This window comes from Serratia sp. PF-27, from assembly GCF_030053255.1.
In the GTDB taxonomy this organism is placed as follows: domain Bacteria; phylum Pseudomonadota; class Gammaproteobacteria; order Enterobacterales; family Enterobacteriaceae; genus Serratia; species Serratia bockelmannii.
Genome location: NZ_JASGBT010000022.1, coordinates 336,032 through 356,580 on the forward strand (window position 1 = coordinate 336,032; position 20,549 = coordinate 356,580).

24 protein-coding genes are annotated in these 20,549 nt (G+C 60.2%); 9 read left to right on the forward strand and 15 right to left on the reverse strand.

Annotated features, from left to right (window positions below; genetic code table 11):
* The first annotated feature begins 702 nt into the window (after window positions 1-702).
* Window positions 703-2,868: an ornithine decarboxylase SpeF gene (speF, locus tag QMZ29_RS21035; RefSeq protein WP_261425181.1), complete on the forward strand. Its 2,166-nt coding sequence runs from the start codon at window positions 703-705 to the stop codon at window positions 2,866-2,868.
* A gap of 50 nt (window positions 2,869-2,918) precedes the next feature.
* Here speF and mltC read toward each other — a convergent pair whose 3' ends face one another.
* The 3 genes from mltC to mutY form a co-directional block, all read right to left on the reverse strand.
* Entirely contained in the window at window positions 2,919-3,995 is a 1,077-nt protein-coding gene (gene mltC, locus QMZ29_RS21040; protein WP_004937402.1) for a membrane-bound lytic murein transglycosylase MltC, read from the reverse strand.
* 63 nt (window positions 3,996-4,058) lie between these two features.
* Window positions 4,059-4,331: an oxidative damage protection protein gene (locus QMZ29_RS21045; protein ID WP_004937404.1), complete on the reverse strand. Its 273-nt coding sequence runs from the start codon at window positions 4,329-4,331 to the stop codon at window positions 4,059-4,061.
* Complete coding sequence (mutY, locus tag QMZ29_RS21050; protein WP_261425146.1) at window positions 4,328-5,428, reverse strand: A/G-specific adenine glycosylase; 1,101 nt, start codon at window positions 5,426-5,428, stop codon at window positions 4,328-4,330. The genes QMZ29_RS21045 and mutY overlap by 4 nt, the downstream gene beginning before the upstream one ends.
* Window positions 5,429-5,605: 177 nt before the next feature.
* Between mutY and trmB the strand changes: the two genes are divergently transcribed.
* The 6 genes from trmB (at window position 5,606) to QMZ29_RS21080 (ending at window position 8,993) form a co-directional block, all read left to right on the forward strand.
* The gene (trmB, locus tag QMZ29_RS21055) at window positions 5,606-6,325 is read left to right on the forward strand and encodes a tRNA (guanosine(46)-N7)-methyltransferase TrmB (protein WP_060441033.1); all 720 of its coding nucleotides are present in this window, start codon (window positions 5,606-5,608) and stop codon (window positions 6,323-6,325) included.
* Entirely contained in the window at window positions 6,325-6,651 is a 327-nt protein-coding gene (locus QMZ29_RS21060) for a YggL family protein (RefSeq protein WP_019456098.1), read from the forward strand. The genes trmB and QMZ29_RS21060 overlap by 1 nt, the downstream gene beginning before the upstream one ends.
* A 95-nt stretch (window positions 6,652-6,746) precedes the next feature.
* The gene (gene glsB, locus QMZ29_RS21065) at window positions 6,747-7,670 is read left to right on the forward strand and encodes a glutaminase B (protein WP_261425149.1); all 924 of its coding nucleotides are present in this window, start codon (window positions 6,747-6,749) and stop codon (window positions 7,668-7,670) included.
* A 30-nt stretch (window positions 7,671-7,700) separates the two neighbouring features.
* Complete coding sequence (locus QMZ29_RS21070; protein ID WP_043141352.1) at window positions 7,701-8,423, forward strand: YggN family protein; 723 nt, start codon at window positions 7,701-7,703, stop codon at window positions 8,421-8,423.
* A 95-nt stretch (window positions 8,424-8,518) separates the two neighbouring features.
* The gene (locus tag QMZ29_RS21075; RefSeq protein WP_004937418.1) at window positions 8,519-8,761 is read left to right on the forward strand and encodes a DUF4160 domain-containing protein; all 243 of its coding nucleotides are present in this window, start codon (window positions 8,519-8,521) and stop codon (window positions 8,759-8,761) included.
* Window positions 8,745-8,993, forward strand: a complete 249-nt coding sequence (locus QMZ29_RS21080; protein WP_025304253.1) for a DUF2442 domain-containing protein — start codon at window positions 8,745-8,747, stop codon at window positions 8,991-8,993. The genes QMZ29_RS21075 and QMZ29_RS21080 overlap by 17 nt, the downstream gene beginning before the upstream one ends.
* Before the next feature lie 37 nt (window positions 8,994-9,030).
* On the opposite strand, the gene hemW is transcribed toward QMZ29_RS21080, so the two are convergent.
* Genes hemW through QMZ29_RS21110 form a run of 6 tightly spaced genes read right to left on the reverse strand, consistent with a single transcriptional unit; the run spans window position 9,031 to window position 13,198 of the window.
* Window positions 9,031-10,173, reverse strand: a complete 1,143-nt coding sequence (hemW, locus tag QMZ29_RS21085) for a radical SAM family heme chaperone HemW (protein ID WP_261425150.1) — start codon at window positions 10,171-10,173, stop codon at window positions 9,031-9,033.
* Window positions 10,166-10,759, reverse strand: coding sequence for an XTP/dITP diphosphatase (locus tag QMZ29_RS21090; protein ID WP_060434546.1), 594 nt, complete (start codon window positions 10,757-10,759; stop codon window positions 10,166-10,168). Before QMZ29_RS21090 ends, hemW begins: the two co-directional genes overlap by 8 nt.
* A gap of 17 nt (window positions 10,760-10,776) precedes the next feature.
* A complete protein-coding gene (gene yggU, locus QMZ29_RS21095; protein ID WP_004948014.1) occupies window positions 10,777-11,067 on the reverse strand; it encodes a DUF167 family protein YggU in 291 nt (96 codons plus the stop codon).
* A complete protein-coding gene (locus QMZ29_RS21100; protein WP_084827144.1) occupies window positions 11,064-11,618 on the reverse strand; it encodes a YggT family protein in 555 nt (184 codons plus the stop codon). The genes yggU and QMZ29_RS21100 overlap by 4 nt, the downstream gene beginning before the upstream one ends.
* 31 nt (window positions 11,619-11,649) lie before the next feature.
* Window positions 11,650-12,471, reverse strand: a complete 822-nt coding sequence (proC, locus tag QMZ29_RS21105) for a pyrroline-5-carboxylate reductase (RefSeq protein WP_197769507.1) — start codon at window positions 12,469-12,471, stop codon at window positions 11,650-11,652.
* Between the two features lie 19 nt (window positions 12,472-12,490).
* Entirely contained in the window at window positions 12,491-13,198 is a 708-nt protein-coding gene (locus tag QMZ29_RS21110; RefSeq protein ID WP_025304248.1) for a YggS family pyridoxal phosphate-dependent enzyme, read from the reverse strand.
* Window positions 13,199-13,218: 20 nt separating this feature from the next.
* On the opposite strand from QMZ29_RS21110, the gene QMZ29_RS21115 reads away from it, so the two are divergent.
* Window positions 13,219-14,241: a type IV pilus twitching motility protein PilT gene (locus tag QMZ29_RS21115; protein ID WP_089196265.1), complete on the forward strand. Its 1,023-nt coding sequence runs from the start codon at window positions 13,219-13,221 to the stop codon at window positions 14,239-14,241.
* On the opposite strand, the gene ruvX is transcribed toward QMZ29_RS21115, so the two are convergent.
* The 6 genes from ruvX to QMZ29_RS21145 form a co-directional block, all read right to left on the reverse strand.
* Window positions 14,238-14,660 (reverse strand): Holliday junction resolvase RuvX, encoded by a 423-nt coding sequence (gene ruvX / locus QMZ29_RS21120; RefSeq protein ID WP_025304246.1) that lies wholly within the window; start codon window positions 14,658-14,660, stop codon window positions 14,238-14,240. The genes QMZ29_RS21115 and ruvX overlap by 4 nt on opposite strands.
* The gene (locus QMZ29_RS21125; RefSeq protein ID WP_004937452.1) at window positions 14,660-15,223 is read right to left on the reverse strand and encodes a YqgE/AlgH family protein; all 564 of its coding nucleotides are present in this window, start codon (window positions 15,221-15,223) and stop codon (window positions 14,660-14,662) included. Before QMZ29_RS21125 ends, ruvX begins: the two co-directional genes overlap by 1 nt.
* Window positions 15,224-15,370: 147 nt before the next feature.
* The gene (gene gshB / locus QMZ29_RS21130) at window positions 15,371-16,321 is read right to left on the reverse strand and encodes a glutathione synthase (protein ID WP_025304245.1); all 951 of its coding nucleotides are present in this window, start codon (window positions 16,319-16,321) and stop codon (window positions 15,371-15,373) included.
* Window positions 16,322-16,331: 10 nt separating this feature from the next.
* A complete protein-coding gene (gene rsmE, locus QMZ29_RS21135; RefSeq protein WP_025304244.1) occupies window positions 16,332-17,063 on the reverse strand; it encodes a 16S rRNA (uracil(1498)-N(3))-methyltransferase in 732 nt (243 codons plus the stop codon).
* Between the two features lie 69 nt (window positions 17,064-17,132).
* Window positions 17,133-17,828: a deoxyribonuclease I gene (gene endA, locus QMZ29_RS21140; RefSeq protein WP_089196263.1), complete on the reverse strand. Its 696-nt coding sequence runs from the start codon at window positions 17,826-17,828 to the stop codon at window positions 17,133-17,135.
* Between the two features lie 101 nt (window positions 17,829-17,929).
* Window positions 17,930-18,442, reverse strand: coding sequence for a SprT family zinc-dependent metalloprotease (locus QMZ29_RS21145; RefSeq protein ID WP_261425154.1), 513 nt, complete (start codon window positions 18,440-18,442; stop codon window positions 17,930-17,932).
* A gap of 349 nt (window positions 18,443-18,791) precedes the next feature.
* On the opposite strand from QMZ29_RS21145, the gene fumA reads away from it, so the two are divergent.
* Window positions 18,792-20,438: a class I fumarate hydratase FumA gene (gene fumA, locus QMZ29_RS21150; protein ID WP_025304241.1), complete on the forward strand. Its 1,647-nt coding sequence runs from the start codon at window positions 18,792-18,794 to the stop codon at window positions 20,436-20,438.
* Window positions 20,439-20,549 lie beyond the last annotated feature (111 nt).

The window sequence follows — 20,549 nt, forward strand, 5'->3', positions numbered from 1 at the left end:
GGGCGCATTAAACCGTATTGGCCGGATGGCGTCAATCGCTTTCTGTCACAAAGCCGATCGGTTGCTCTATTTTCAGGCAGATAACCAAAAGGGGAGTGGCGCAGGGAGCCAACGCTACTCAATAAATATGCATATAAAACGTGTATTTATACCACTTTAAAATGCGTGATTTCTTGTTTTTAAATTAAATAACAATTAGTTATGCTTGGTTTAATAGGCGTTCAATCAAGACGATTCTTGCTTGAACCCCGCAACGAATCATGCAATCATTGCGCAAATTTTAGCACTCTCCGTTCCCTGACGGTGTTCCCGCTTCTTATAAGCCAGAGGGTTATTGGCATGACTGGTTTTGTTGCTCAAGCGCTGCTGCGCACCAGACATCTGACGCCGTCACCGTTCCGTCGTTGTTTCCTCCGCACGTCCTCCGCCCGAATACGCCTGCCGGCCATGCGGTAAGGCCGCCTGATGCTCGCTGTTAGGCATGCGTAAAGCCAGCGCTTCTGCCCTGATTTTACTGATGCCTGTCGGATGCTGCCAAGACCAGTTCCCCCGATAGCCGCCTGATGATCCCCCGATCATGAGCCGGTCACGCACGCCGCTTATGCTGCCGTGCCCGGGTATCGCTTTTACCGGGATAACCGCGTTATCTCATTACCGTGCCGGTGGCACACCCTCATCCTTCACCGTTTGAGAGTCAGCATGATGAAAGAATTGAAAATCGCGACCAGCGCCAGCCTGGTCGCCACCATTGAGACGCTGCGCCAGATCGTGCGCGTAGAGCAGACGGACTACACCGACGTGGCGGCGGTGGTGGTGTCGGTCGCCGACGTGGACGCCGGCATTCTGGCGCGCTTGCAGGCGACGGGGTTCGATATTCCGACCTTCGTGGCGGTGGAAGGGGACGAGCATCTTTCCCCGGATTATCTGCCGTTTGTCAGCGGGGTCTTCGCGCTGCTGGCCGGCGCCAGCAAGCCATTCTACATGGCGCAGCTGGAGGCCGCCGCCGACGCCTACGAGCAGGCGCTGCTGCCGCCGTTCTTCAAAACGCTGAAGACCTACGTCGAGATGGAAAACTCGACCTTTGCGTGCCCGGGGCATCAGGGCGGAGAGTTCTTCCGCAAACACCCGGCCGGCCGGCAGTTCTTCGATTTCTACGGTGAAACCCTGTTCCGTTCCGATATGTGCAACGCCGACGTCAAGCTGGGCGATCTGCTGATCCACGAAGGATCGGCCAAGGATGCGCAAAAGCACGCGGCGCGGGTGTTCAACGCCGATAAAACCTACTTCGTGCTCAACGGCACCTCGGCGGCCAACAAGGTGGTGACCAACGCGCTGCTGACCCGTGGCGATCTGGTGCTGTTCGATCGCAACAACCATAAATCCAACCACCACGGGGCGCTGATCCAGGCCGGCGCTACGCCGGTCTATCTGGAAACCGCCCGCAACCCGTTCGGCTTTATCGGCGGTATCGATGCGCACTGCTTCGACGAACGCTACCTGCGCGAGCAGATCCGCGAAGTGGCGCCGGAGAAAGCCGCAGCGGCACGGCCGTTCCGGCTGGCGATCATTCAGCTCGGTACCTACGACGGCACGATTTACAACGCTCGCCAGGTGATCGACACCATCGGCCACCTGTGCGACTACATCCTGTTCGACTCCGCCTGGGTGGGCTACGAAGGCTTTATTCCGATGCTGAAAGAGTGTTCGCCGCTGCTGCTGGAGCTGGACGAGCACGATCCGGGCATTTTCGTCACCCAGTCGGTGCATAAACAGCAGGCGGGGTTCTCGCAGACCTCGCAGATCCACAAGAAAGACGACCACATCAAAGGGCAAAAGCGCCACTGCAACCACAAGCACCTGAACAACGCGTTCATGCTGCATGCGTCGACCAGCCCGTTCTATCCGCTGTTCGCCGCGCTGGACGTCAACGCCAAGATGCACGCCGGTCCTGCCGGGCGCCGCATGTGGATGGACTGCGTCAAGCTGGGCATCGAGACCCGTAAACAGCTGCTCAAGCGCTGCTCGCAGCTGAAGCCGTTTATTCCGCAGCAGGTGGCGGGCAAAGACTGGCAGGATCACGATACTGACCTTATCGCCAACGACGCGCGCTTCTTCACCTTCGTGCCGGGGGAAACGTGGCATGGCTTCGAAGGCTATGCCCAGGATCAGTATTTGGTGGATCCGTGCAAGCTGCTGCTGACCACGCCGGGCATCGACGCCGCGACCGGGCAATACACCGAGTTCGGCGTGCCGGCCACCATTCTGGCCAACTTCCTGCGCGAGAACGGCATCGTGCCGGAGAAGTGCGATCTCAACTCGATCCTGTTCCTGCTGACCCCGGCGGAAAACCCGGCCAAGATGGAGCACCTGGTGGAGATGCTGGCGCAGTTCGAGCGCTATGTTGCAGAGGACGCACCGCTGAGCGTGGTGCTGCCGACGGTGTACCGCAAGAACGAGCAGCGTTACCGCGGCTACAGCATTCGCCGGCTGTGCCAGGAGATGCACGATCTGTACGTCAGCTTCGACGTCAAACAGCTGCAAAAGGAGATGTTCCGCCAGGATCATTTCCCGCCGGTGGTGATGAACCCGCAGGACGCCAACGTGGAATTTATCCGCGATAACGTCGAGCTGGTGCCCATCGGCCAGGCGGAAGGGCGCATCGCGGCGGAAGGGGCCTTGCCGTACCCGCCGGGCGTGCTGTGCGTGGTGCCGGGCGAAGTGTGGGGCGGCGCGGTGCAGCGCTACTTCCTGGCGCTGGAAGAGGGCATCAATCGCCTGCCGGGCTTCTCGCCGGAGCTGCAGGGGGTCTACATCGAGAAAAAAGATCACGGCTGGAAGCGCATCTTCGGCTATATGATCAAGCCATAGAAAAAGGGCCGGTTCGCACCGGCCCTTCTCATTTATCCACGCGGAACGCGTTACTTTCTGCGGTAGCTCTTCTGCGCGGTATTCACTTTCACCAGATAGCGGCGCGACTCGGCGGCCGGGTGCTTGGTGGTCAGCGTCTGGTACACGTCGCCCGGCTGCATGCCGTTGATGATGCCCACCGCGCGCGTTCTGTCGCTGGAGAACACCCGCAGCACGCTGCCTGCGCCGCCGTTGTAGGCGGTGATCACCGCATAGCGGCGCGAGGTCGGGTTCTGAATGCCGCCCAGGTAGTTGTTCTGCAAGATAGCCAGGTAGGCGGTGCCGGTGTCGATGTTGTTCTCCGGATCGAACAGGTAGCTGCGGCTCGGGGTGCCCCATTTGCCGCGCATCTGGAACACATCCTTACCGGCGGTATGCTGCACCACCTGCATCAGGCCCAGTGCGTCCGAACCGCTCACCGCATACGGGTTGAAGCTCGATTCGGTCTGCATGATCGCCAGGATCAGCGACTCGTCCACGCCGTATTTTTCCGACGCCTTGCGCACCATCGGCAGGTATTTATGCGCACGTTTGTCCAGGTGGTTCGGCACCAGCTGGATGGTGACCGAGTAGATCACGTGCAGGCCGGAGGTGCGTTTTTGCAGCTTGGTCTGCAGCAGGTAATCGGCGAAGTGCGCCGCGCGCCATTCCCAGCGGATCGGCGCGCCCTTGTTATCCAGCACCTGGCCGTACAGGAACGGTTCTTTGCTGATCTGGATATCGTTGGCGTCGGAATAGAGATCGATGGACCCCGGATCGTCACCCATCAGCAGCGTGCTGATGATCGCCTGGCGCAGGTGTGCGGCCGGATCGGTGGTGGCGATGGTCTCGATGGTAATGGCGCCGGTGTCGAAGTTGATGTGGCTGCGGGTTTGGTATTGGTCGGTATATTTGACGTAGTCTTTAGGCCCGGCGATCAGAACTTCGTTCAGACCCCAGATGTTCTCGATGTTGTGGGCGAATTGGCCCATCAGAATGTCGAAGCCGTTGGTATCTTTAATCCAGGCTTCGTTGATTTCTTCACTTTTTTTGCCGGAACAGGAGATCAGCAAAGGCGCTATTACGAGCAAAGCTAAAATTTTCTTCATCTTAAAGCCGTTTGGAAGAAGTATAAGAGGATTGAAGCGGGCCAGCGCCTGGCCCCAACAGCGTTATTCGCTCGGCGGCGTATAGCCTTCGATGTGCACGTCGTGCCCTTCGAACAGGAACTTGATCATTTCCTCTTCCAGCAGCTTGCGGTCGTCCACGTTCATCATGTTCAGCTTCTTCTCGTTGATCAGCATGGTCTGCTTCTTCATCCACTCGCCCCAGGCTTCCTTGGAGATCTCGTTGTAGATGCGCTTGCCGACGTCACCGGGATAAAGCTGGAAGTCCTGGCCTTCGGCGTCGCGCTGCAGGAAAGTACAAAAAATGGTGCGGCTCATGCTAATTCCTCATCGATGGCGCTATCGCCATATAAGTTTTGTTGGATCGGGGGCTGCTTCGCCAGCTGTTGCAACAGGCGATCCACCGGCGCTGCCAGCCCGACCGACGGCGGCTGCGCTAAGTTATACCAGAGACCTGCGCCCTCATCCATGCCGCTGCCCGCCGCGTCGAGCGACAGCCACATCGGCACGATATCGAGATGGAAATGGCTGAACGTGTGGCGAAACGCGGTCAGCTGCTCCAGGCACTTGCCTTTCAGACCGCGCTGCTGCAGCCAGAGTTCCAAATCCACGCGCGCGCTGAACTGCGGGAAGCAGAACAGGCCGCCCCACAGGCCCACCGCCGGGCGCTGCTCCAGCCACACCCGGTCGCCGTGCTGCAGCAATAAGAAGTAGGCGGTTTTTTCCGGCAGGGTCTGCTTGGGTTTCTTGCCGGGGTAGTTGGCCCAGCTGTGGTTGGCGTAAGACAGGCAGCCGACGTTGAGCGGGCAGAGTTCGCACTTGGGCTTGGAGCGGGTGCAGACCATAGCGCCCAGATCCATCATTGCCTGGTTGAACTGGCCGACGCCCTGCGCCGGGGTGACCTCTTCGCTGATTTTCCACAGCCGGTTTTCGACTTCTTTCTTGCCCGGCCAGCCCTCCACCGCGTAGCAGCGGGCCAGCACGCGCTTCACGTTGCCGTCGAGGATCGGATAGTGTTGGCCCAGCGCCAACGACAGTATCGCGCCGGCGGTAGAGCGGCCGACGCCCGGTAAATCGGCGATTTCTGCGAAGGTTGTCGGGAACTCGCCGCCGTGCTGTGCGACAATGGTCTGCGCCGCCTTGTGCAGGTTGCGGGCGCGGGCGTAATAGCCGAGGCCGGTCCACAGATGCAGCACTTCGTCGAGCGGGGCTTCCGCCAGCGCGCGCACGTTGGGAAAACGGGCCATAAAGCGCTGAAAATAAGGAATGACGGTGGCAACCTGGGTCTGTTGCAACATCACCTCGGAGAGCCATACTTGATAGGCGGTTTTTTCCAGCTGCCACGGCAGGGTCTTGCGACCGTAGCGCTGATACCAGTCAAGCACCACCTGTGCGAATTGTTGTGCTTGCATCATGAGCAGCGTCGTTATCCGGCAGAAAATGAAGCGAGATTGCAGCATAGAGTCATGGTGCTGTAAACCGGAACTTTCCGACGCCGCACGGCGGGTACAGAAGATGAACACTTGCTAAACCAATGTATCTTTGCATAATGCGCGTTTCCCTAATTGGCAGCCAAACAGACAGAAAGCACTATGATTAATGACGTCATCTCCCCGGAATTTGATGAGAACGGCCGCGCGATGCGCCGTATCCGCAGTTTTGTCCGCCGCCAGGGGCGGCTGACCAAAGGCCAGCAGCACGCGCTGGAGAACTATTGGCCGGTGATGGGCGTGGAGTATCAGGCTGACGCTGTCGATCTCACCGCGTTGTTCGGCCGCGACGCGCCGACGGTGCTGGAGATCGGTTTTGGCATGGGGGCCTCGCTGGTGACCATGGCGGGCAACAACCCGCAGCAGAACTTTTTAGGGATCGAAGTGCACTCGCCGGGCGTGGGCGCCTGCCTGGCCGACGCCCACGAGGCGAAGCTGAGCAACCTGCGCGTGATGTGCCACGACGCGGTTGAGGTGTTGGAAAACATGATCCCGGACGGCTCGCTGGATATGGTGCAGCTGTTCTTCCCCGATCCGTGGCACAAGGCGCGCCATAACAAGCGCCGCATCGTGCAAACGCCGTTTGTCGAACTGGTGCTGCGCAAACTGAAGACCGGCGGCGTCTTCCACATGGCCACCGATTGGCAACCTTATGCGGAACATATGTTAGAGGTTATGAACGGGGTCGCAGGCTACCGTAATCTTTCCAGCGATAATGATTACGTGCCGCGTCCGGATTCGCGCCCACTGACGAAATTTGAATTACGCGGCCAGCGCCTGGGACATGGCGTTTGGGACTTGATGTTTGAGAGGAAAGAATAATGGCTAAGAACCGCAGTCGTCGTTTACGTAAAAAGTTGCACATTGAAGAATTTCAGGAGCTGGGTTTCTCCGTAGCCTGGCGCTTCGCCGAAGGCACGTCGGTGGAAGACATCGACAGCACGCTGGATACCTTCATCGATGAAGTGATCGAGCCGAACGGCCTGGCGTTTGACGGCAGCGGCTACCTGCAGTGGGAAGGTCTGATCTGCCTGCAGAAGATCGGCCACTGCACCGACGAGCAGCGCGAGCTGGTGAAAAACTGGCTGGAAGCGCGCAAACTGACCGACGTTAAGGTCAGCGATCTGTTCGATATCTGGTGGGATTGATCGCGCTTGCCCGATGAGCGCGGCTTCGCGCCGCGCCGTTTTATTGATCTAAGGTGCCTTAACGGCGCCTTTGTTTTGCCCGGAGTGTGACCGAGGTGGTAACAACATTGGATAACGCGTTGCTGGAGGAAATCCTGCAACAGGTGCGCCCGCTGATTGGCCAGGGGAAAGTGGCCGACTACATCCCGGCGTTGGCGGAAGTGCCCGCCGATCGGCTGGCGATCGCCGTCTGCACGGTGGACGGCAAACTGTTCCAGGCCGGCGACGCCGCGGAGCGCTTCTCCATTCAGTCGATCTCCAAAGTGCTGAGCCTGACGCTGGCGCTGACGCGCTATCAGGAGCCTGAGATCTGGCGGCGCGTCGGCAAAGAGCCTTCCGGCCTGCCGTTCAACTCGCTGCTGCAGCTGGAGATGGAGCAGGGCAAACCGCGCAATCCGTTTATCAACCCCGGCGCGCTGGTGGTGTGCGACATGCTGCAAACCCGGCTCAGCGCCCCCAAACAGCGCATGCTGGAGGTGGTGCGCCAGCTGGCCGGCGAAGACGACCTGGCCTATGACCTGCGGGTGGCGCGCTCCGAGTTCGAACACTCCGATCGCAATGCGGCCATCGCCTATCTGATGAAGTCGTTCGGCAACTTCGAGAACGATGTGATTACCGTGCTGCAAACCTATTTCCACTACTGCGCGCTGCGCATGAGCTGCGTGGAGCTGGCGCGCAGCTTCGTCTATCTGGCCAATCACGGCCGCGATCTCAGCGGCGAGGCGGTGATCAGCCCGCTGCAGGCCCGGCAGATCAACGCCCTGATGATGACCAGCGGCATGTACGACGGCGCCGGCGAATTCGCCTATCGGGTGGGGATGCCGGGCAAGTCCGGCGTGGGCGGCGGCATCGTGGCCATCGTGCCGGGCGAGCTGTCGATCGTCGTCTGGTCGCCGGAGCTGGATGCCTCCGGCAACTCACTGGCGGGAACTGCGGCGCTGGAACTGTTGTCTCAACGTATCGGTCGTTCGATTTTTTAATCCCAATCTGGATGGGAGTCAGGAGAAGCTATGTTGAAGAAAACCGGGTTAGCCTTACTGCTGCTGGCGGCGACTGCCGCACAGGCCCACGCTGAGTACCAATGCAGCGTTAAACCCCAGGATGATGTGATCATCAGCCCGCAGAGCGTGCAGGTGAAAGGCGCCAGTGGCGACCTGCAAATATCGCCGGATGGCGACGTGATCCGCAACGGCCAGGCGCTAAGCTTGAACGACAGCCAGCGGCAGAAAGCCTTCAGTTACCAGAGCGCCTTGCGCAAGCAGCTGCCGTGGATCGACGACGGCGCGCAGAAACACCTGGAGAAAGCCCGCTCGGCGCTGGATAAGGTGATCGTTAAAGAGCTGGGCAGCAACAGTAACGTGCGCAACCGGCTGACCACCCTGAATGGCCAACTGAAACAGCAGATGAACCGCATCATCGAACACCGCAGCGACGGTCTGACCTTCCACCACCAGGCGATTGACCAGGTGGAACAGGACGGCCGCAACATCGTGCAGCAGAGCATGGGCGGGGTGCTGCAGGACAGCCTGAACGAGATGGGCGTCAAACAGGCCGCCAACAGCGGCGGCAACCCGCTGCAGGCGATCATGGGCAACCTGGGCGGCTTGCAGAAGGCGATCCAGAACGAATGGAACAACCAGGAGCAGGACTTCCAGAACTTCGGTCATGACGTGTGCAACCGCGTCACCGCACTGGAAACCCAGCGCAAGGATCTGCTGAAGGCGTTGAAGTAACGGATAGGCATAGCCGCCGTGCGTTCTTTGACCTCACGACGGCTATCTGAGAAACTGGCTAAACTATAATCAATCGGCAAAAGGATTTTGCATTGATGCCAGTGATATTCCGTTATAAAGGCTATAGGTTCTTTTTTTATTCAAATGAGGGTGACCCGCTTGAGCCGCCGCATGTTCATATCAGAGACGCTGAGGCTGAAGCGAAATTTTGGTTGGTTCCTGGCGTGCAGTTGGCGCGTAATGATGGCTTTAACGCCAGAACGCTAAAAGAGTTGGCTGGTCTGGTTGATACCTATCAGGCATTGTTTTTGGAGGCTTGGCATGAGTATTTCGGCTAAACGCGTCAGCTTTGACGATACGACGATGTGGGTCGAACTAAGTGACGCCAGAATTATTGGCGTGCCGCTGGCCTGGTTTCCCCGTTTGTTGAACGCGACGGAAGAACAGCGGGCGGGGTATGAGCTCAGCGCTCGCGGCATCCATTGGGACGCGTTGGACGAGGATGTTTCCGTTGAGGGATTGCTGAAGGGGCGTGGCGACGTGACGCACCGCCCTCATAATGCCGCCTGAACATGAAAAAAAGCGCTGATCATTCAGCGCTTTTTTTTTACTCGTCGTCCGCCAGGAACAGTTCCAGCAGCGAGTTGAGTAACAGTTTGCCCTTCTCGGTGATCTGCCAGTGCTCTGCGGTTTCCTCCAGATAACCTTTGGCCAGCGCTTCGTCCAGCTGCGGGCGAATGACGCTTTCCGCCAGCCCGGTGTAGTTGACGAAGTCGGCGCGCGGCGCGGCTTCCAGCAGGCGGAAGCGGTTCATGAAGAACTCGAACGGCCGATCCGCCGCCGCCACCTCATGCTGCTTGTCCATGTAGTCGCCGCGCATAAAGCCGCGCGGGTGCTTGGTCTTGGCGGTGCGCAGGATGCGCCCGTCGCTGAAGGTCACCTTGCCGTGCGCGCCGCAGCCGATCCCCAGATAGTCGCCGAAGCGCCAGTAGTTGAGGTTGTGCTGGCATTGGTAGCCCGGCTTGGCGTAGGCCGAGGTTTCATACTGCTGATAGCCGGCGGCGCTCAGCAACTGGTGGCCGCGCTCGAAGATGTCCCACAGCGCATCGTCGTCCGGCAAAACCGGCGGGCGCGAACTGAACAGGGTGTTCGGTTCGATGGTCAGCTGATACCACGACAGGTGCGGCGGGTTCAGGGCGATAGCCTGGCGCAAATCGTCCAGCGCCTCTTCCAGCGACTGATCCGGCAGGCCGTGCATCAGATCGAGGTTGAAGCTGCGCAGGCCGAGGCCGGTCGCCAGCGTTGCCGCGCGCTTGGCCTCTTCCGGGCCGTGGATGCGCCCTAAGCGGGTCAGCTTCTCGGCGCTGAAGCTTTGCACCCCGATGGAGATGCGGTTGACGCCGGCGCGCTGGTAGCCGCTGAAGCGATCGGCCTCCACGGTGCCGGGGTTGGCCTCCATGGTGATTTCGGCGTCGTCGGTGACGCGAATGCGCGCCCGCACGCCGTCCAGCAAGGCTTGCATCGCCTCGGCGCTCAGCAGGCTGGGGGTGCCGCCGCCGATGAAGATGGTGCTTATCTCCCGGCCGCCGGCCAGCGGCAGGTCGGCATCCAGATCCGCCAACAGATGATCGACATACTCCTGATGCGGCACGTCACCCTTCAGCGCATGGGAGTTGAAGTCGCAGTACGGGCATTTCTGCACGCACCACGGGATGTGAATGTAGAGACTCAGCGGGGGCAGCTTAAGCATTGCGCATGGCTTCCAACATCAGCTTCAGCGCTTTGCCGCGGTGCGAAATCGCCCGCTTCTCGTCGCGGCTCAGCTCGGCGGCGGTGCGGCCCAGCTCCGGCACGTAGAAGGCAGGATCGTAACCGAAGCCACCTTCACCGGCGGCCTGTTCGGTGATCTCACCGGCCCAGCTGCCGTGGAACACCAGCGGCGTCGGATCTTCTGCATGGCGCAGATAGACCAGCACGCAGTGGAATTGTGCGCCGCGCCGGCCCGGCGCTACGCCTTTCAGCGCCGCCAGCAGCTTGTCGAGGTTCTGCCGATCGTCGGCGTCTTCACCGGCATAGCGTGCGGAGTAGATGCCCGGCGCGCCGCCCAGCGCGTCGACCGCCAGGCCGGAGTCGTCGGCGATCGCCGGCAGGCCGGTGACCTGTGCCGCATGGCGCGCTTTGAGAATGGCGTTTTCAATAAACGTCAGCCCGGTTTCTTCGGCGGATTCCACGCCCAGATCGGTTTGCGCGACCACGTCCAGGCCGAAATCGGCCAACAGGTCGGCAAGTTCGCGCACTTTGCCCGGGTTACCGGTGGCAAGAACGACTTTTTGCATAATGACTACCTTGAAAATTATTCGATGAGCGCCGCGACCACGGCGGGGATCTGTTGCGGATTCACGATGCGTAACTGTTTATGCCGCCCCAGTTCGCCTTTCTCGATGGTGACGTTGCTTTTCGCCACTTTGAACTGCTTGGCGATAAACTTGATCAAATGGGCGTTGGCTTGGCCGTCGACCGGCGGGGCGGTGATGGCGACTTTTAGTTCGTCGCCATGCAAGCCGATAATTTGGTCGCGGCTGGCTTTCGGCTGAATATATAGCCTGATCGCCAGCCCGTCCAGCACCGGAGTGACTGCACTCACAGCAGGAACCAGATCTCGCCGAACAGATCCATGCCCAGGTAGTTGATCAGATAGAGGATCAGGATCACCACCATGGCGGAAAAGTCGATACCGCCCATCGCCGGGATGATGCGACGGATCGGCGCCATCAAGGGTTCGGTCAGCTGGTACATCACGTAGTCGATCGGGCTGCGGCCCTGACTGATCCAGCTCATCAGCGCACGAATGATCATCACCCAGAAGATCAGGTAGCCGGCGGATTTCACCAGCGAGATCAGGCCAAACAGCAGGTTATAGGGGCTGAGCGACATCGCACCGCCCTGGATCAGCAGCAGCAGCGGGTACTTGATGGTCATCAGCAGGAACGCCAGCAGCAGCGAAGCGCTGTCGATAGGCCCCAGCGACGGAATGATGCGGCGCAGTGGGCCGACGATCGGCTGAGTGATCTTCACCACAAACTGCGAGAACGGGTTGTAAAAATCGGTGCGCGTCCATTGCATCCAAATGCGCAGCAACAGCACCATCACGTACAGATCAATAACGGTCTTGACCAGGAAAGTCAGCGTTAGCATGAAGTGGTCCTTCTCCTTAACTCATGGTTATTTAAAATAATTTTTCCATCTCTTGGGCACGAGAAACGGCGGCCTGCATCGCTTGCGCCACGGTTTCCGGCAGTTGGCGTTCGTTGAACACCCGCAGCGCTTCGGCGGTGGTGCCGCCTTTGGAAGTCACCTGCTCGCGCAGCGTGCCCAGCGGCGTATCCGGGTTGGCTTCCACCAGCGCGGCGGCGCCGGAAGCGGCCTGCTGCACCAGATCGCGCGCGGTCTGGCTGTCGAAGCCCATGCGTTCGGCCTCTTTTTGCATCGCTTCCATAAACAGGAAGAAATAAGCCGGGGCGCTGCCCGCTGCGGCGATCACGCCGTTGATGCCATTTTCGTCATCTACCCAGCAAACTTTACCGACCGACGCCATTAAATCGCCGGTGTAGTCGCGATCCTGTTGGCTGACCTGCTCCGGCGCGTACAGCCCGCTCATGCCCTTGCCGACCAGCGACGGGGTGTTGGGCATGATGCGCACGATGTCCAGCTGGTCGCCGAGCAGCTGATAGAAACGGCTGACCTGAATACCGGCGGCGATCGACAGCACCAGTTTGCCGCCGAAATCGACCTGTTCGCGCAGCGGCTGACACACGTCGGCCATCATCTGCGGTTTGACCGACAGCACCACCACCTCAGCTTCACGCGCGCAGGCGACGTTGTCGCCGCTGCTGACGATGCCGTAGTCCGCCGCCAGCGCGTCACGGTTTTTCGGCGAAGGGGCGCAGACGCTGATGGATTTGGCCGGATAGCCGCCCGCCACCAGGCCGGCGATGATTGCACGCGCCATGTTGCCGGCGCCGATAAAGGTAATCTTGCGATGTTGCATCAAATCCCTCGTCTGTTTGTCAGGCCTGCGAGTAGTCGCGGGCGCCAAAAATTGCGGTGCCGATGCGCACCAGGGTGCTGCCTGCGGCAATCGCTGCCGCCATATCGTCCGTCATGCCCATCGACAGCGTATCGGCCTGCGGATAACGCTGGCGCAGGGCGAGAAAGGCGTCGTTCATCTGGTTGAATACCGCCAACTGCCGCTGGTAATCCGCTTCCGGCGCCGGGATGGCCATCAGGCCGCGCAGCGTCAGGTTCGGCAGCGCAGCGAGCGCCTCGGCCAGCGCCGGCAGTTCGCTTAATGCAATGCCGGATTTGCTCTGCTCATCGCTGATGTTGATTTGAATCAGCACGTTGAGCGGCGGCAGGTCGGCCGGGCGCTGATCGCTCAGGCGCTGGGCGATGCGCAGCCGATCCACGGTATGGCACCAGGCGAAATGTTCCGCCACCAGCCGACTCTTATTGGATTGCAGCGGGCCGATAAAGTGCCACACCAACTCACCGCCCTGAGGCGACTCGGCGAAATGCCGGATCTTGTCTACCCCTTCCTGCACGTAGTTCTCGCCGAAGGCGCGCTGGCCGGCGGCGATGGCTTCTTCGATCGCCGCCACAGGTTTGGTTTTGCTGACTGCAAGCAGAGCAACTTCTTCTGGCGCCCGCGCGCAGTTTTGCGCGGCGGCCGCGATGCGGTTTCTGACATCCTGCAGGTTCTGTTGGATAGTGCTCATTATTGACCCGGGAGAGTGATATGGATATCGATGAATTCGTGGCCCTTAGTGTAAAGCATAATGCTTCCGATCTGCACCTTTGTGCCGGTCATCCGCCGATGTTGCGCATCGACGGTGAACTGCAGCCGCTGGCGGCGGCGCCAACGCTGACGGCACAAGGCGTGCAGGCCCTCTGCGACGGATTGCTGAATGCGCAGCAGCGCGAGAGCCTGCGGCGGCTGGGGCAGGTCGATCTGGCGCTGCACAGGCCGAGTGGAGAGCGGCTGCGTGCCAACGTTTTTCAGCAAAGCGCGGGGATGTCTCTCGCGTTGCGGCGCATCGCCGGGCAGTCGCCCTCGCTTGCCGAGCTGGCAGCGCCGGCCATCGTGCCGGCGCTGCTGCGGCGCGACGATGGGCTTCTCCTGGTCACCGGCGCCACCGGCAGCGGCAAGTCCACCACGCTGGCGGCGATGATCGACGAGATCAACCGGCACCAGCAGCGGCACATTTTGACGCTGGAGGATCCGATTGAATTCCTGCACCGCAGCCGGCGATCGCTGATCCAGCAGCGGGAGATCGGCCGCGACAGCCACAGCTTTGATGCGGCGTTGCGCGCCGCGCTGCGCGAAGATCCTGATGTGATCCTGCTGGGCGAGCTGCGCGATACCACCACCATCCGGCTGGCGCTCACCGCGGCGGAGACCGGCCACCTGGTGCTGGCGACGCTGCACACCCGCAGCGCGTCGCAGGCAGTGGAACGGTTAGTGGACGTGTTTCCGGCGGAAGAAAAACCCTATGTGCGCGCCCAGCTGGCCGGCAGTCTGCAGGCGGTGATCGCGCAAAAGCTGATGAGGCGGCCCGGCGGCGGACGCGTGGCGATCTTCGAAGTGCTGACGGCGACGGCGGCGGTCAGCAACCTGATCCGCGAAGGGAAAACGCATCAGTTGGCGAGCGTGTTGCAAACCGGCGCACAGTCCGGCATGCAAACCTTTGAGCAAGGTTTGCAGCAGCGGATTGACGCCGGTGTGTTGGGGGACTGTGCGGGGGAGGGAACGGGTGTTTAGCCCAGCTGCCGTTCGAACCAGCTCTCGAGGATCACTACCGCGGAGGCGGAATCCACGCTGCCTTTATCAAGGGCGCGGAAGCCGCCGCGGTCGAACAGGTTGGCGCGCGCTTCCACGGTGCTCAGGCGCTCGTCATGCAGATCGATCTGGATGCCGAAGCGGCCGTGCAGGCGGTTGGCGAACTTGCGCGCCTGGGCGGTAACGGGTTGTTCGGTTCCGTCCATGTTCAGCGGCAGGCCGACCACCACCAAATCCGGCTGCCACTCCTTCAGCAGTTTTTCAATTTTCAGCCAGTCCGGCGAGCCGTCCTGCGCTTTGAAGGCCGGCAGGGCGCGGGCGCTGCCGGTCAACTCCTGGCCGATGGCCGCGCCAATGCTTTTGGTGCCGAAGTCGAAGGCGATAATGGTGCGGTTGCTCATCAGGCGTGTCCTGCGTGGTTGGCGATGCTGCGAATGTCGATACCCAATAGGTTCCCCGCCTCGCGCCAGCGGCTGGCGATCGGCGTGCGGAACAAAATGTCGGTGTTGGCTTCGATGGTCAGCCAGGCGTTTTCCAATACTTCCTGCTCCAACTGGCCCTTTTCCCAGCCCGCATAACCCAGCGCCACCAGCACGTCGTCCGGTTGCTCTGGCGTGCCGAGCGTTTCCAGCACGTCTTTCGAGGTGGTGATCATGGTGTTGGGCGAAATTTGAATGCTGGCGCCGAAGCCGTGGCGCGGCGTATGCAGGATAAACCCGCGATCGTCCGCCAGGGGGCCGCCGGCGAACACCGGCTTGTCCAGGCTGATGGCCGGATCGCGCGCAGGCGGCATGATCTTCAGCTTGCTCAGCACCGTGGCTACCGTGAACTGCTCCACCGGTTTATTGATCACCAAACCCATGGCGCCTTCTTCATTGTGCTCGCAAATGTAAATCACCGAGCGCTTGAAGCGAGGATCCTGCAGCGTTGGCATGGCGATCAGAAAATGGTGCTGTAAATTCATGGCGTTAGTATAAGGTAATCAATGGGTGAGAAAATAAACAGCCGCCAGTATGCGGCTATACCCGCCGCCTTTCAAGCCGCTGCCGGAAAGGCGGGCTTTGGCGGGCGCGATACAGGATAGCGGGCGGCATGCCGCCCGCATGACGCATTACTTCGCCGCCAGGCGCTTTTCAATCGCGTCCATCAGCATGCCGGTAATCGAAATCGGGAATGCCGCCTCGATCTCGCGCGCGCAGGTTGGGCTGGTCACGTTGATTTCGGTCAGGCGATCGCCGATCACGTCCAGGCCGACGAAGATTAGCCCTTTCTCTTTCAGCGTCGGGGCGACGGTACGGGCGATTTTCCAGTCGCTCTCGCTCAGTGGACGCGCTTCGCCGCGGCCGCCGGCCGCCAGGTTGCCGCGGGTCTCGCCCTGCGCCGGAATGCGCGCCAGGCAGTAAGGCACCGGCTCGCCGTCCACCACCAGGATGCGCTTGTCGCCGTCCTTGATCGCCGGCAGGAAGTTCTGCGCCATGCAGAAACGGCTGCCGTGTTCGGTCAAGGTTTCGATGATCACCGACAGGTTAGGATCGTCCTGCTTCACGCGGAAGATAGACGCGCCGCCCATGCCGTCCAGCGGTTTCAGGATGATGTCGCCGTGCTGTTGGTGGAATTTGCGGATGTGTGCGGCGCTGCGGCTGACCAGCGTATCCGGCGTCAGCTCAGGGAACCAGGCGGTGAACAGCTTCTCGTTGCAGTCGCGCAGGCTTTGCGGCTTGTTGACCACCAGCGTGCCTTTGACTTCGGCGCGCTCCAGAATGTAGGTCGCGTAGATGTATTCGGTATCGAACGGCGGATCCTTGCGCATCAGGATCACGTCCAGATCGTGCAGCGCCAGATCCTGCTCGGCGCCGAAGCTGAACCAGCTCTCCTTGTCTTCCTTCACGCTCAGCAGGCGGGTACGGGCGCGCCCGTCGCCGGCGTGCAGATAGAGATCGTTCATCTCCATGTAGTGCAATTCGTAACCGCGGCGCTGCGCTTCGAGCAGCATGGCGAAGCTGGTGTCTTTCTTGATGTTGATGGAATCGATAGGATCCATCACGATGCCGAGCTTAATCATCTTTTCTCCTTTAACCCAGGTCGCCGAAGCGGACCTGCAGAGCGGTAATGGCGGTGAGCGCTGTGGTTTCGGTACGCAGAACGCGTGGTCCCAGCAGAATATCAGTAAATCCGTGGTCGGTGGTCATGGCGATTTCGTCGGCGGACAAACCGCCTTCCGGGCCGATCAGCAGGCGGACGCGGTCTACCGGCTGCGGCAGCGTGTTGATGCTGTGGCTGGCGCGCGGATGTAGGTTGAGCTTCAGGCTGCCGTCCTGCTCGGCGCACCAGGCCTCCAGCGACATCGCCTCGCGGATTTCGGGAATGCGGTTGCGGCCGCACTGCTCGCAGGCGGCGATGGCGATCTTTTGCCATTGCTGGATTTTCTTCGCCAGACGCTCGCCGTCCAACTTGACGCCGCAGCGCTCGGAAAACAGCGGGGTGATGACGTTGACGCCCAGCTCGATGGATTTCTGGATGGTGAACTCCATCTTCTCGCCGCGCGAGATCACCTGGCCCAGATGCAGGTTGAGCGGCGATTCGATGTCCTCCACGCGGCCGTCGCCGAGGCGCACCAGCACGCTCTTTTTGTCCACCCGGACTATCTCGGCGTCGAACACCTGGTTGCTGCCGTCGAACAGCTGCAGCGCCTGGCCGGCGCTCATGCGCAGCACGCGCCCGACGTGGTTGGCGGCGTCCTCGCTGAGGGCGATCTCCGCCCGATCGGTCAACGGCTGCGGATGGTAAATGCGGGGTATGCGCATGGGTAGTCTGATCCTGACGAAACGGCGCCGCGGGTTGGCGGCGCCATGAAAGATAAAGGCTATAGTAGGTTAGCTTTTCCGCTGCTGACAAGCCTGTTGAATATAGGGGTTGTGGTTGCCCTGCACCTTGGCGATACGTGCTTCACGCTGACATTCCCATTGGCTCACCGGATATTGCCGGTTCCACACCTCGAACAGCTGGGTTTGCTGGCGTGACAGCCGCAGCTGGTAGCGATCGCGCATGTAGAAGTAGGTGCGGGCAATGGCGCCGCGGGCGCGGGCGGGCGGCTCCGCCTGTTTATTCTTGAAGTCCACCTTCATTGGGCATTGCCCGTACTGGCCTGCACCGCCGTTCCATTGGCTGTACATGAAGTTGTTGCGGTCGCCGTTCACTTCGCCGATCGCCGGCTGCAGGTTGTGCAGATCGGTTTCTATCTGGCGATAGGTGGCGTCCTTGTTGCAATTTTTGCGCCCGCCGTCCTGCCAGCACTGCAGCTGGTGACCGAACTGCCAGGCCGGCACTACGTGTTCCCATTCGATGCGCTGTGCGCGCTGGACGTTTTTACGCACCTGATAGCCGCAGCCGGCGAGATCCGGGATACCCTTCTTGCCTTGCCAGTCGATGCGGCAGCCGCAGTAAAAGCTGCCCGGCGCATCCTGATTAATCTTGGCCGCCGCCGCTTTGGCCTGAGAGAAGTTATTGATGCCGTGCGCCTGTACGGCGCCTGCGGCGAAAACCGCCATAAACAAAATTCTGCGAAGCATATTCCAAAACAGCTCAAAATTGGAAAAGCAGGCAGGGTAACGGAACTTGCCGGCAGTGGCAAATGGCGATATTTGCTTGTTTTAACGTATAAATCGTTTAACTAAAGGCTCTCGCTAGCAAGAAATTTCAGTTTTTCGCCGCACCGGCGGCAGCGGTATTCGCTTTCGCCGCGCAGCACGCGGTTATGGCGGCGAATGGTGAGCTGGTGCTGCCCGCAGCCGCAGCGGTAGGGGAAGGTTTTGCTTTGCACCGAGGCGGTTTCGAAACGGTGAGTGCGGCTGGCGGGGGTCAGTAGCACGCTTTCCATCATCCAGCGCCATTCGCGGCCGTGCGGCGCCACACGGCCGAATTGGCGAAACACCAGCAGGTGCGCCAACTCATGCGGCACCACCTCATCGATAAACGGCTGTTGGTTTTCCAGCAGCAGCACCGGGTTCAGACGGATTTCCCAGCTTTGTAGCCAGGCGGTGCCCGCGCTGGTGCCGCGTTGCTGATAGACGATGCTGGGTTCGGGGAACTCGACGGCAAAATGCTGGCGTGCCAACTGCAGCTTTTCTCGCAGGCAGCGCATCACCGCTTGTTGCAGCGCGATGGGGATTCTTGGTTTGTTCATTGCGGCTAGCTTAAGCAATGGCACGGCGGCTGACAATATGCTCCGACGCAAATCCGCATCCGCGTTTTTTCGCCACATTGATAAAGCGATCGCCGTCGATGGATTGTAATCAATGTGTTAACTGCGGGATAATAAAGCGTGCATGATGAGCCTGTACCCGCAGTTCTCACCGAGCAAGGTTGAAACGCCGCCTGTGGTAATCCCTTACGCAAAGAGCGGTTATTTTGCGATTTGGCGCAATAACTGACTGATTAAAAATACGTAAGGTGGAGGCAGTTTTTTGACAAGGCGCCGCCTCGCGCGCCACAAGTGTGAATTTAACGCAGCTGATGTTGCAAGTGAGAGATCAATGTCGAATAAACCGTTCCACTATCAAGATCCGTTCCCGCTGAAGAAAGACGATACCGAATATTATCTGCTGAGCCGCGACCACGTTTCCGTGAGCGAGTTTGAAGGCCAGGAAATACTGAAAGTTGCCCCTGAAGCGTTAACCCTGCTTGCCCAGCATGCGTTCCACGACGCCTCGTTCATGCTGCGCCCGGCGCATCAACAGCAGGTGGCCGATATCCTCGACGATCCGGACGCCAGCGAAAACGACAAGTACGTTGCGCTGCAATTTCTGCGTAACTCAGAAATCGCCGCCAAGGGTATTTTACCGACCTGCCAGGATACCGGCACGGCGATCATCGTCGGCAAAAAGGGCCAGCGCGTCTGGACCGGCGGCGGCGATGAAGAAGCGCTGTCGCGCGGGGTGTACAACACCTACATCGAAGAGAACCTGCGCTATTCGCAGAACGCCGCGCTGGATATGTACAAAGAGGTCAATACCGGCAGCAACCTGCCGGCGCAGATCGATCTCTACAGCGTGGACGGCGAAGAATACAAATTCCTGTGCATCGCCAAGGGCGGTGGTTCTGCCAACAAAACCTATCTGTATCAGGAAACCAAGGCGCTGCTGTCGCCGGGCAAGCTGAAAAACTACCTGGTCGACAAGATGCGCACGCTGGGCACTGCGGCCTGCCCGCCGTACCACGTGGCGTTCGTCATCGGCGGCACCTCGGCGGAAGCGACGCTGAAAACCGTCAAACTGGCCTCGACCAAGTATTACGATGGCCTGCCGACCGAAGGCAACGAGCATGGTCAGGCGTTCCGCGATCTGGAACTCGAAGCGGAACTGCTGCAAGAAGCGCAGAACTTGGGGCTGGGCGCGCAGTTCGGCGGCAAATACTTCGCGCACGATATCCGCGTGGTGCGCCTGCCGCGCCACGGCGCCTCCTGCCCGGTCGGCATGGGCGTTTCCTGTTCGGCGGACCGCAACATCAAAGGCAAGATTAACCGCGACGGCATCTGGCTGGAAAAACTGGAGCACAATCCGGGTAAATTCATTCCTCAGGAGCTGCGCCAGGCCGGGGAAGGCGAGGCGATCAAGGTCGATCTCAACCGTCCGATGGCCGAGATCCTCAAACAGCTGTCGCAGTACCCGGTTTCCACCCGTCTGTCGCTGAGCGGCACCATCATCGTGGGCCGCGATATCGCGCACGCCAAGCTGAAAGAGCGCCTGGATCGCGGTGAAGGCTTGCCGCAGTACGTCAAGGATCACCCGATCTACTACGCCGGCCCGGCCAAAACGCCGGAAGGCTACGCGTCCGGTTCCTTGGGGCCAACCACCGCCGGGCGTATGGACTCCTACGTCGATCTGCTGCAATCTCACGGCGGCAGCATGATCATGCTGGCGAAAGGCAACCGCAGCCAGCAGGTGACGGATGCCTGCCACAAGCACGGCGGCTTTTACCTCGGCAGCATCGGCGGCCCGGCGGCGGTGCTGGCGCAGCAGAGCATCAAGAGCCTGGAGTGCGTGGAGTACCCTGAGCTGGGCATGGAAGCGATCTGGAAAATCGAAGTGGAAGATTTCCCGGCGTTTATCCTGGTGGATGACAAAGGCAATGACTTCTTCCAGAAGATTCAGGCCGGTCAGTGCTCCAGCTGTCTGAAATAATCGCTGCCCCCTTCGCCGCCCGCGGGCGGTGAAGGGGAGTGTGTAAAGTCCTGTAGCTTGCTGGACGTCGAGTTTTAACCTGTATACCCTACGCGGGTAGCACTAAAATTC

Excerpts from the sequence above, each read along its gene's own strand:
- speF (WP_261425181.1), top strand. The coding sequence starts at position 703 with ATGAAAGAATTGAAAATCGCGACCAGCGCCAGCCTGGTCGCCACCATT.
- mltC (WP_004937402.1), bottom strand. The coding sequence starts at position 3,995 with ATGAAGAAAATTTTAGCTTTGCTCGTAATAGCGCCTTTGCTGATCTCC.
- QMZ29_RS21045 (WP_004937404.1), bottom strand. The coding sequence starts at position 4,331 with ATGAGCCGCACCATTTTTTGTACTTTCCTGCAGCGCGACGCCGAAGGC.
- mutY (WP_261425146.1), bottom strand. The coding sequence starts at position 5,428 with ATGATGCAAGCACAACAATTCGCACAGGTGGTGCTTGACTGGTATCAG.
- trmB (WP_060441033.1), top strand. The coding sequence starts at position 5,606 with ATGATTAATGACGTCATCTCCCCGGAATTTGATGAGAACGGCCGCGCG.
- QMZ29_RS21060 (WP_019456098.1), top strand. The coding sequence starts at position 6,325 with ATGGCTAAGAACCGCAGTCGTCGTTTACGTAAAAAGTTGCACATTGAA.
- QMZ29_RS21070 (WP_043141352.1), top strand. The coding sequence starts at position 7,701 with ATGTTGAAGAAAACCGGGTTAGCCTTACTGCTGCTGGCGGCGACTGCC.
- QMZ29_RS21075 (WP_004937418.1), top strand. The coding sequence starts at position 8,519 with ATGCCAGTGATATTCCGTTATAAAGGCTATAGGTTCTTTTTTTATTCA.
- QMZ29_RS21080 (WP_025304253.1), top strand. The coding sequence starts at position 8,745 with ATGAGTATTTCGGCTAAACGCGTCAGCTTTGACGATACGACGATGTGG.
- hemW (WP_261425150.1), bottom strand. The coding sequence starts at position 10,173 with ATGCTTAAGCTGCCCCCGCTGAGTCTCTACATTCACATCCCGTGGTGC.
- QMZ29_RS21090 (WP_060434546.1), bottom strand. The coding sequence starts at position 10,759 with ATGCAAAAAGTCGTTCTTGCCACCGGTAACCCGGGCAAAGTGCGCGAA.
- QMZ29_RS21100 (WP_084827144.1), bottom strand. The coding sequence starts at position 11,618 with ATGCTAACGCTGACTTTCCTGGTCAAGACCGTTATTGATCTGTACGTG.
- proC (WP_197769507.1), bottom strand. The coding sequence starts at position 12,471 with ATGCAACATCGCAAGATTACCTTTATCGGCGCCGGCAACATGGCGCGT.
- QMZ29_RS21110 (WP_025304248.1), bottom strand. The coding sequence starts at position 13,198 with ATGAGCACTATCCAACAGAACCTGCAGGATGTCAGAAACCGCATCGCG.
- QMZ29_RS21115 (WP_089196265.1), top strand. The coding sequence starts at position 13,219 with ATGGATATCGATGAATTCGTGGCCCTTAGTGTAAAGCATAATGCTTCC.
- ruvX (WP_025304246.1), bottom strand. The coding sequence starts at position 14,660 with ATGAGCAACCGCACCATTATCGCCTTCGACTTCGGCACCAAAAGCATT.
- QMZ29_RS21125 (WP_004937452.1), bottom strand. The coding sequence starts at position 15,223 with ATGAATTTACAGCACCATTTTCTGATCGCCATGCCAACGCTGCAGGAT.
- gshB (WP_025304245.1), bottom strand. The coding sequence starts at position 16,321 with ATGATTAAGCTCGGCATCGTGATGGATCCTATCGATTCCATCAACATC.
- rsmE (WP_025304244.1), bottom strand. The coding sequence starts at position 17,063 with ATGCGCATACCCCGCATTTACCATCCGCAGCCGTTGACCGATCGGGCG.
- endA (WP_089196263.1), bottom strand. The coding sequence starts at position 17,828 with ATGCTTCGCAGAATTTTGTTTATGGCGGTTTTCGCCGCAGGCGCCGTA.
- QMZ29_RS21145 (WP_261425154.1), bottom strand. The coding sequence starts at position 18,442 with ATGAACAAACCAAGAATCCCCATCGCGCTGCAACAAGCGGTGATGCGC.
- fumA (WP_025304241.1), top strand. The coding sequence starts at position 18,792 with ATGTCGAATAAACCGTTCCACTATCAAGATCCGTTCCCGCTGAAGAAA.